Origin of the sequence: Allorhizocola rhizosphaerae (assembly GCF_003426775.1) — a bacterium.
GTDB classification, from domain to species: Bacteria; Actinomycetota; Actinomycetes; order Mycobacteriales; family Micromonosporaceae; genus Allorhizocola; species Allorhizocola rhizosphaerae.
This window is the reverse complement of the sequence record NZ_QJUG01000288.1, coordinates 1-9,079: the sequence shown is the minus strand read 5'-3', so window position 1 is coordinate 9,079 and position 9,079 is coordinate 1. Positions and strand designations below refer to the sequence as shown.

Annotated in this window: 8 protein-coding genes; 6 read left to right on the top strand and 2 right to left on the bottom strand. The window is 69.3% G+C overall.

Going from position 1 to position 9,079, the window contains the following annotated elements:
- Positions 1–1,031, top strand: a 1,031-nt coding sequence (locus DM816_RS37275) for a flavin-dependent monooxygenase (RefSeq protein ID WP_117215215.1), incomplete at its 5' end; no start/stop codon positions are given.
- Here DM816_RS37275 and DM816_RS45400 read toward each other — a convergent pair.
- Positions 1,028–1,156, bottom strand: a complete 129-nt coding sequence (locus DM816_RS45400; RefSeq protein WP_162908227.1) for a PIN domain nuclease — start codon at positions 1,154–1,156, stop codon at positions 1,028–1,030. The genes DM816_RS37275 and DM816_RS45400 overlap by 4 nt on opposite strands.
- Positions 1,157–1,549: 393 nt before the next feature.
- Here DM816_RS45400 and gltB point away from each other — a divergent pair, with 393 nt between their 5' ends.
- Complete coding sequence (gene gltB, locus DM816_RS37265; RefSeq protein WP_117215213.1) at positions 1,550–6,049, top strand: glutamate synthase large subunit; 4,500 nt, start codon at positions 1,550–1,552, stop codon at positions 6,047–6,049.
- Positions 6,042–7,454 (top strand): glutamate synthase subunit beta, encoded by a 1,413-nt coding sequence (locus DM816_RS37260; RefSeq protein ID WP_117215212.1) that lies wholly within the window; start codon positions 6,042–6,044, stop codon positions 7,452–7,454. Before gltB ends, DM816_RS37260 begins: the two co-directional genes overlap by 8 nt.
- A 194-nt stretch (positions 7,455–7,648) precedes the next feature.
- On the opposite strand, the gene DM816_RS37255 is transcribed toward DM816_RS37260, so the two are convergent.
- Positions 7,649–7,912 carry a hypothetical protein gene (locus DM816_RS37255; RefSeq protein WP_117215211.1) on the bottom strand — a complete coding sequence of 88 codons (264 nt, stop codon included), beginning with the start codon at positions 7,910–7,912 and terminating at the stop codon, positions 7,649–7,651.
- Positions 7,913–7,937: 25 nt separating this feature from the next.
- On the opposite strand from DM816_RS37255, the gene DM816_RS37250 reads away from it, so the two are divergent.
- From DM816_RS37250 to DM816_RS37240, 3 genes are all read left to right on the top strand, one after another.
- Positions 7,938–8,342 (top strand): hypothetical protein, encoded by a 405-nt coding sequence (locus tag DM816_RS37250; protein ID WP_211589018.1) that lies wholly within the window; start codon positions 7,938–7,940, stop codon positions 8,340–8,342.
- Complete coding sequence (locus tag DM816_RS37245) at positions 8,335–8,844, top strand: polymorphic toxin type 30 domain-containing protein (protein WP_211589017.1); 510 nt, start codon at positions 8,335–8,337, stop codon at positions 8,842–8,844. Before DM816_RS37250 ends, DM816_RS37245 begins: the two co-directional genes overlap by 8 nt.
- Positions 8,832–9,079 (top strand): hypothetical protein (locus tag DM816_RS37240; RefSeq protein WP_162908226.1); only part of this gene is annotated, 248 nt, incomplete at its 3' end. The genes DM816_RS37245 and DM816_RS37240, both read left to right, overlap by 13 nt.

Sequence of the window (9,079 nt, the reverse complement as noted above, 5' to 3'; positions counted from 1 at the left end):
CATTGGGCCTCGGAGCCGGACTCGACGCGATCGGCACGCCCGTGCCGTCGGGCGGGGTGCGCCGGCCCGACGGCCAATGGCTGGCCCAGCCCGGCTCCACCGCCGGGCCCACGCCCGTGGTCGCGCACGCCGAGGACCTGCACGACGCGCTGATCGCGGGGCTGAGCGACCGGGTCGACATCCGCACCGGCATCACGGTGCGCACCGTCCACTTGCGACAGGGCGAGCGGCCGCACGTCGGCGACGGCAGGAACGAGTGGGACGCCGAGCTCATCGTGGCCGCCGACGGCGCCGACAGCGTGGTGCGCTCGCGGCTCGCGCCCCGATCGATGGCCGTCAGTTCCGGCTATGCCGCGTGGCGGGCGGTGATCCCGTGGTACAGGGCACCGCAACTGGCCCCGTCGGCGCTGGGCGGCGAGCAGACGATCGGCGGCGGATACCGGTTCCAGGCCGTGTCGATGGGGCAACGGGGCAGCGCGGGCGGCTCCTCGCGGGGCGGCATCTACTGGACCGCCTCGGTCGCCGGGGCCGCCCGGCCCGAATCGCCGGCCACCCAGCTGACCCTGCTGCGCCGGTGGTTCGCCGGATGGCACGCGCCGATCGGGGACCTGCTGGCCGCGACCGAGCCTGACGACCTGTACCAGCAGGACGGGCGGCAGCTGCGGCCCATCCCCAGCGATCTGGCCTTCACCTGCGGCATCGGTGGCTTCGTGCTGTTGGGTGACGCCGCGCATGCCATGCCGCATCACCTCACGCAAGGGGCGGGCCTGGCCCTGGAGGACGCGGCGGTTTTGAAGCATCTGGTGGGGGCAGGCGGAGCGACCCTCGAATCGGCGATGCACACCTATTCGGCGCAGCGGCGCGCCCGCATAGTGCACGTCGCGCGCCAGACCGAGCGTGCGGGCGCCATCTTCGCCCCGCCGCGCGGCGCGTTCTTCACCCGCACACGGGAGCGGGCCGTGCGCTCGCTGACCCCGCGGGTGCTCGAAAAGGCCACCGCCGCCGCGGCCGACTGGACCCCGCCCGCCTAATCAGCCGTCCCGGCCGGCACCACCCACTGCGTCTGCTGGCCCGTCACGGCAGCGATGTGGTCGAAGCCGCGATCGTCATGCAGCACGATCGCGCCGTAATGTTCGGCGATGGCAGCGGTGATCAAATCGACTACTCCCGCCCGCTCGACGCTGGCTGCGCTTGGCCGGCATCGCTTGCACGTCTCTAGCGCGAGCCGCGATGGTGGGTTGTCGAACGCCTCGACGCGCTTGCGCCGTGACGCGACGAAGGCCAGGCACGATCCCGGGCGGTTGTGCGACCGGCTGCGCGAGGCCACCGCGATCGCTCTGGCGCCGTGGAGACACGCGTCACAGAACGTGCGCGAGTAACCGGTTCCGCCAAGGGATACAAGCTAGCCTCGGTGGCTGCCGTCGTGCGGTCAATGACGCCCGTGCACGGCTTTATCTCACTATCTGGGTGGTGTGATCTATTTCAGTCTGGCGGTAGTGAGGCGTGCTTAACGTAGACTCAATCCACGCTTGGGCCGACGTCGTCCCGTATTTCCCCGAATGAGACGACGCGAGGAGGTCCGGTGCACTCTCTTTACGACCCGGCATACGAGCATGACTCCTGTGGCGTTGCCTTCGTCGCCGATGTCGCGGGCCGACGCAGCCATGATGTCGTGCAAAAGGGCCTGGCGGCGCTGTGCCGCCTGGACCATCGCGGGGCGCGGGGGGCCGAGACCACGACCGGCGATGGCGCCGGCATCCTGATCCAGATCCCGGACCGGTTCTACCGCGGGGTCGTCGACTTCGAGCTGCCCGAGCACTACGCGACCGGGCTGGTGTTTCTGCCCGCCAACGGGGCCGACGAGGCCCGCGCGATCACCGTGCTGGAGAAATACGCGTTGGTCGAGGGCGCCGAGATCCTGGGCTGGCGGGACGTTCCGGTGCGGCCGGAAGGCCTGGGCGCCACGGCCGACAACGCCCGGCCGCGGATCCGGCAGGTGTTCATGAGCGCGCACCGGCTCGACGACCACACGCCGCTTTCGGGTCTTGAGCTGGAGCGGGTGGCATACTGCGTGCGCAAGCAGGCCGAGCGCGAGACGCGCGAGCGTGGTGTGGCCGCCTACTTCCCATCCCTGTCCGGGCGCACGATCGTCTACAAGGGCATGCTCACGCCTGACCAGCTGACCACGTTTTTCCCGGACCTGTCCGATGCCCGGGTCGAAAGCGCCATCGCTCTGGTGCACTCACGCTTCTCCACCAACACTTTCCCGAGCTGGCCGCTCGCGCATCCCTATCGCTACATTGCGCACAACGGCGAAATCAACACCGTGCGCGGCAACGTCAACTGGATGCGCGCCCGTGAGGCCCTGCTGGACAGCCCGCTGTTCCAGGGCTCGCTCAAGCGGCTGTTCCCGGTGTGCACGCCCGGCGCGTCCGACTCGGCCAACTTCGACGAGGTGCTCGAGCTGCTGCACCTGGGCGGGCGCAGCCTGCCGCACGCGGTGCTGATGATGATCCCCGAGGCGTGGGAGAACGACCCGATGATGGACCCCGCGAAGCGGGCGTTCTATCAGTTCCACTCCAGCCTGATGGAGCCGTGGGACGGGCCGGCCAGCATCTCGTTCTCCGACGGCACGGTCGTCGGCGCGGTGCTCGACCGCAACGGGTTGCGTCCGGGCCGATGGTGGCGCACCAGCGACGGCCTCGTCGTGCTCGGCTCGGAGGCGGGCATGCTCGACTTCGACCCGGCGACCGTGGTGGCCAAGGGGCGCCTGGAGCCGGGCAAGATGTTCCTCGTCGACACGGCCCGGCAGCGGGTCATCTCCGACGACGAGATCAAGCGGGAGCTGACCCAGGCCCGGCCATACGAGGAGTGGCTGCACGGCGGGCTGATGCACCTGGAGGGCCTGCCCGAGCGTCAGCACACCGTCTACACGCACGACTCGGTGCAGCGGCGGCAGCAGACGTTCGGCTACACCGAAGAGGAACTCAAGCTCATGCTGGCCCCGATGGCGCGCACGGGGGCGGAGCCGATCGGCTCGATGGGCACCGACACCCCGGTCTCGCCGCTGTCCACCCGGCCGCGGCTGCTCTACGACTACTTCCACCAGATTTTCGCGCAGGTGACCAACCCGCCGCTGGACGCGATCCGCGAGGAGATGGTCACCAGTCTGGCGTCCACCATCGGGCCGGAGGGCAACCTGCTCGACGCCGGGCCGGCCTCGTGCCGCCAGATCGTGCTGCCGTACCCGGTCATCGACAACGACGAGCTGGCGAAGATCCTGTCCATCAACGAGGACGGGGACATGCCGGGCTTCAAGGCCGTGCGGGTCTCCGGGCTTTACAAGATCCGCGAGGGCGGCAAGGGCCTGAAGAACCGGCTCGTCGAGATCTGCCGGCACGTGTCCGAGGCGATCGAAGACGGCGTGCGCATCCTCGTGCTGTCCGATCGCGACAGCACGGCCGACCTCGCACCGATCCCGTCGCTGCTGTTGACCGCGGCCGTCCATCAGCATCTGGTGCGCGAGCAGACCCGCACCAAGGTCGCGTTGATCGTGGAGTCTGGTGACTGTCGTGAAGTGCACCATGCCGCCGTGCTCATCGGCTACGGCGCGGCGGCGGTCAACCCGTACCTCGCCTTCGAGGGCGTCGAGGACCTCATCTCAACCGGTGCGCTCGTAGGGATCGCACCGGAAAAGGCGGTCCGCAATGTCGTCAAGGCGCTGGGCAAGGGCATCCAGAAGGTGATGTCCAAGATGGGCATCTCCACCGTGTCGTCCTATTGCGGCGCACAGGTTTTCGAGGCCGTCGGGCTTTCATCCAAACTCGTTGAGCGCTACTTCACCGGTACCCCATCAAAGATTGAAGGCATTGGCCTGGAAGAGATTCACGCGGAGATTGCGGCGCGACACGCCGTCGCCTATCCGGTGAACCCGGCCGAGCAGACGCACCGGCGGCTGGAGGTGGGAGGGGAGTGGCAGTGGCGGCGCGAGGGCGAGCTGCACCTGTTCAACCCGGAGACCGTGTTCCTGCTGCAGCATGCCACCCGCAGCAAGCAGTATGAGATTTTTGAGGAATACACGCGGAAGGTCGACGATCTGGCCGACCGCGCCGGGTCGCTGCGCGGGCTGTTGCGGTTCACGCAGACGACGCCGATCCCGGTCGAGGAGGTCGAGCCGGCCAGCGAGATCGTGAAGCGGTTCGCGACCGGCGCCATGTCATACGGCTCGATCTCGGCGGAGGCGCACGAGACGCTCGCCATCGCGATGAACCGGCTGGGCGGCAAGTCCAACACGGGCGAGGGCGGCGAGGACCCTTCACGATTGCGTGATCCGCTCAGGAGGTCGGCCGTCAAGCAGGTGGCCAGCGGCCGGTTCGGTGTGACGACCGAATATCTCGTGCACGCCGACGACATCCAGATCAAGATGGCGCAGGGCGCGAAGCCCGGCGAGGGCGGGCAGTTGCCCGGCAACAAGGTCTGGCCGTGGATCGCCAAGACCCGGCACGCCACACCCGGTGTCGGGCTCATCTCGCCGCCGCCGCACCACGACATCTACTCCATCGAAGACCTGGCGCAGCTGGTGTACGACCTCAAGTCGGTCAACCCGTCCGCCCGCGTGCACGTCAAACTCGTCTCCGAGGTCGGCGTCGGGACGGTCGCGGCAGGTGTCGCCAAGCTCAAGGCCGACGTCATCCTCATCTCCGGTCACGACGGCGGCACCGGTGCGTCGCCTTTGAATTCTCTGAAGCATGCCGGTACGCCGTGGGAGCTCGGCCTTGCGGAGACGCAGCAGACGTTGGCGCTCAACGGGTTGCGCGATCGCGTGACGGTGCAGGTCGACGGGCAGCTCAAGACCGGGCGCGATGTCGTCATCGCCGCGCTGCTGGGAGCCGAGGAGTTCGGGTTCGCGACCGCCCCGCTGATCGTGGCGGGCTGCGTGATGATGCGGGTCTGCCACCTGGACACGTGCCCGGTGGGCATCGCCACGCAAAACCCGGTGCTCCGCGAGCGGTACACAGGAAAACCGGAATTTGTCGAGAACTTCTTCCTGTTCCTGGCCGAACAGGTGCGCGAATACCTTGCCTCGCTTGGGTTGCGCAGCATCGACGAGGCGGTCGGCCGCGCCGATCTGCTCGCCTTCGAGCCGGCCAAGTCGCACTGGAAGGCGCACGGGCTCGACCTGTCCGCCGTCCTGGCGATGGCGGAAGGCCCGCGCCGCAAGCACAAGGACCAGGACCACCGGCTCGACGAGGCGTTCGACCAGCGGCTCCTCCCGCTGCTCACGGGCCGGCCGGTGCGCGCGACGTTCGACGTGAGCAACGTGCACCGCAGCGTGGGTGCGATGCTCGGCGGTGAGCTGGCCCGCAGGTTCGGCTCCCTGCCGGACGGGACCATCGACGTGACCCTGCACGGCACGGCCGGGCAGTCGTTCGCAGCCTTTGTGCCGCAAGGGATCACGCTGCGGTTGTTCGGTGACGCCAACGACTACGTGGGCAAGGGCCTGTCGGGTGGGATCGTCGTGGTCCGGCCGCACACGGCGTCGAGCTTCGTGGCGGAGGAAAACATCATCGCGGGCAACACCGTCCTTTATGGAGCGACGGGCGGCTCGATGTACCTGCGCGGGCGGGTCGGGCAGCGGTTCGCCGTGCGCAATTCCGGTGCGCTGGCGGTCGTCGAGGGCGTGGGCGACCACGGCTGCGAATACATGACCGGAGGCACGGTGGTCGTGCTCGGCCCGGTCGGGCGCAACTTCGCCGCCGGCATGTCGGGCGGCACGGCATACGTGCTCGACCTCGACCCGATGCTGGTCAACCGGGAACTGGTCGACCTGCGCCCGGTGGCCGATGACGCGCTGCTGCGCTCGCTGGTGGAGCAGCACTACAAGGAGACCGACTCGGCCGTGGCCGAATCGCTGCTGTCGGATTGGGATACGTCGCGCTTCACCGTCGTGGTGCCACGTGATTACCAGCGTGTGCTCGAAGCGATGCGTCAGGCCTCCTCGGAGGGGCGTGACGTGGACGCTGCGGTAATGGAGGTGGCCCGTGCCTGACCCGAATGGTTTCCTGCGCTTCGACCGGCGGCTGCCGGCGCGGCGACCCGTGCCGGTGCGCATCCGGGACTGGAAAGAGGTCTATCCGCCCGCACCGGAATCGCTTGTCGCGGAACAGGCTTCGCGGTGCATGGACTGCGGCATCCCGTTCTGCCACGACGGGTGCCCGCTGGGCAACCGCATCCCCGACTGGAACGACCTGGTGCGCACCGGCAACTGGGACTTCGCGCTGGAGTCGTTGCATGCCACCAACAACTTCCCGGAGTTCACCGGGCGGCTGTGCCCGGCGCCGTGCGAGGCCGCTTGCGTGCTCGGCATCGGGCAGACCCAGCCGGTGGCCATCAAGCAGGTGGAGGTGTCGATCGCGGACCGGTTCGACTTCACGCCGCAGCCTTCGGCCGCCCGGTCCGGCCGCTCGGTCGGCATCGTCGGCTCGGGTCCGGCCGGGCTCGCCGCCGCTCAGCAGCTTGCGCGGGCGGGTCACGACGTTACCGTCTACGAGCGCGACGACCGCATCGGCGGACTGCTCCGCTACGGCATCCCGGACTTCAAACTCGAGAAGCACCACATCGATCGGCGCCTTTCTCAGTTGCAGGCCGAGGGCGTCGTCTTCCGCACGGGCGTCAACGTGACCTCGCTGGCGCAGCTGTCGCACGACGCGGTGCTGCTCGCCACGGGCGCGCTGATCGGGCGTGACGTGGACACCCCGGGCCGGCGGCTCGACGGCATCCACCTCGCGATGGACCACCTCACGCAGTCCAACCGGCATGTGGCGTTCGGTGAAACGCCTTCCATCACGGCTGCGGGCAAGCACGTCGTCATCATCGGCGGGGGTGACACCGGGGCCGACTGCTTGGGCGTGGCCCACCGGCAGGGCGCCGCATCGGTGACCCAGCTGGACCGGTATCCGCTCCCGCCCACGACGCGCGACGAGGGGCGCGACCCATGGCCGACCTGGCCGTGGATCCTGCGCAACTATCCGGCCCACGAGGAGGGCGGCGAGCGCGTGTTCGCCGTCGCGGTGCAGGAGTTCATCGGCGACTCACGGGTTACCGGGATCCGGCTGTCAGATGTCGTGGTCGAAAACCGTGTCGCCAAGCCGGTTCCCGGCACCGAGCGGGTCATCCCGGCCGACCTGGTGTTGCTGGCGATCGGTTTCGCGGGCACCGACCCGTTGGTGCCGTTGACGCAGCGGGGCACGGTCCCGTGCGGGCCGGATTGGCAGACGTCCACGCCGGGCGTGTTCGTGGCGGGCGACGCCCATCGCGGCGCCTCACTCATCGTCTGGGCCATCGCCGAGGGCCGCGCCGCGGCGGCCAGCATCCACGCCTACCTCGGCGGTGCCGGTTCCCTCCCGGCCCCGGTCTCCCCGGCGTCCAGGCCTCTCGCCGCCGCCCCCCAATGATCGCCGCAAATATGTAAGATCCTCTCTAGCCATCGTCGTCGGGGCGACGGGGAGGGGACCCCATGCATGACTTCGAGGAGCTGCTGTCCAGCGCCAGGGCCGAGCTGGACCGGCTGCGATCCCAACCGGCCCCGCAGCAAACCCCGCCGCAGGGCGTCGGCCGCGCGTTGGACGGGCGGATCGAGGCGATCATGTCACCCGACGGCAAGCTGTCGCGCCTGCATCTCGATCCGTCGGTGATGCGCATGGATGAGCGCATCCTCGCCCGCGAAATCACGACCGCCGTCAACATCGCCTGGGCCGCGAGGCAGGGCGCCGACGAGGCGGCTGCGGCGACCGCTGCCGTCGACCCGGCCGCTCTGCAGCAGCGCCTGACCGAGATCGAGATCCAGGACCAGGGGCTGGCCAGCATGCGCCGGTTCACCGACGGCATGCAGGCCACGCTTCCAGTGGCCCAAGGGCGACGAGGAGAAACTGTTCGAGATGGCGCAGGTGTGGCAGGAGTTCGCCGGCACCCTGCGCGGTCCGACCGAGGCGGCCACCGGCCACGCCCAAACCGTCTGGCAGGTCAACGTGTCCGAGAACGTCGCCGCGTTCGAGAAGGCGTGGCAGTCGCAGAAAGGCCCGGTCAACAACCTCAACGACGCGGCGACGGTGGTGGAACTGGTCGGCGCCGGCCTGATGGTCTGCGCCGGGATCATCCTCGCACTGAAGATCGCGGTGATCGCGCAGCTGGTCATCCTGGCCATCCAGATCGCGCAGGCGATCGCCACCGCGGCGGTGACCTTCGGCGCCTCCCTGCTGGAGATCCCCATCTTCCGCTCCATCACCAAACGGATCCTGGAAGCGCTGCTTGACCAGGCGATCAACAAGGTGCTCGGTGGGTAGCCGGGGCCGCTTCGCCGGCGGGATGGCGCAGTGGGTGGGCGGCTGGTTCGGCAAGCTCCTGAGCGGCCTGCGCAAGGCCGATCCGCCGGGGCAGGGCGTGCCGGGCGGCGCGCCCAACGTGCCGCGCACGCCGGTGCGCGTAACTCCTGGACAGCGGTTGCCGCACAACCCGATGGACCTCGTGCCGCCCGGGGCCAACCGGCGCACGCTCACGCCGCATCCGGGCGCGGGCTCTCAGGATGGCGTGGAGTACAAGTGGACGCAGGACGGCCAGACCATCCGCATGCGCGGGCACGGCTCCGACGGCACGGCGCCGCCCGGCTCCAACGCGGCCAGTGGCGACACCTATCGGGTCCAGGTCGGCGGGCGTTACATGGATGCCGACGGCAACCTTCATCCGCGCGGCGTGCACAATCCAGACAGCCCCAACTACGATCCGGCCGCGGCCAATGCGACCCACATTCCGTGGCCAACCGATGTGCCGAGACCTTGGAGACCGTAGTGATCGACGACGCGACAGTGGACGATCTGGTAGTCGGACTGAGCGCCGGGTCAGACGAGGCACGGGAGCAGACGGCCGACTCGGTCACCGATCTGACCGGGTCGTACTCGCCGGATCAGGCACGGCGGCTGGTCAGCGCGCTGGCCGGGGCGGCGGTGGCCGAGCGGAGCCCGTCGGCGCGCGAGGCACAGCTGCACGCCGCTGCGGAACTGGTCGAGTGGCACCCGGGCGCGCG

Coding starts and splice junctions, on each gene's coding strand:
- DM816_RS37250 (WP_211589018.1), top strand. CDS start 7,938: ATGGCGCAGGTGTGGCAGGAGTTCGCCGGCACCCTGCGCGGTCCGACC.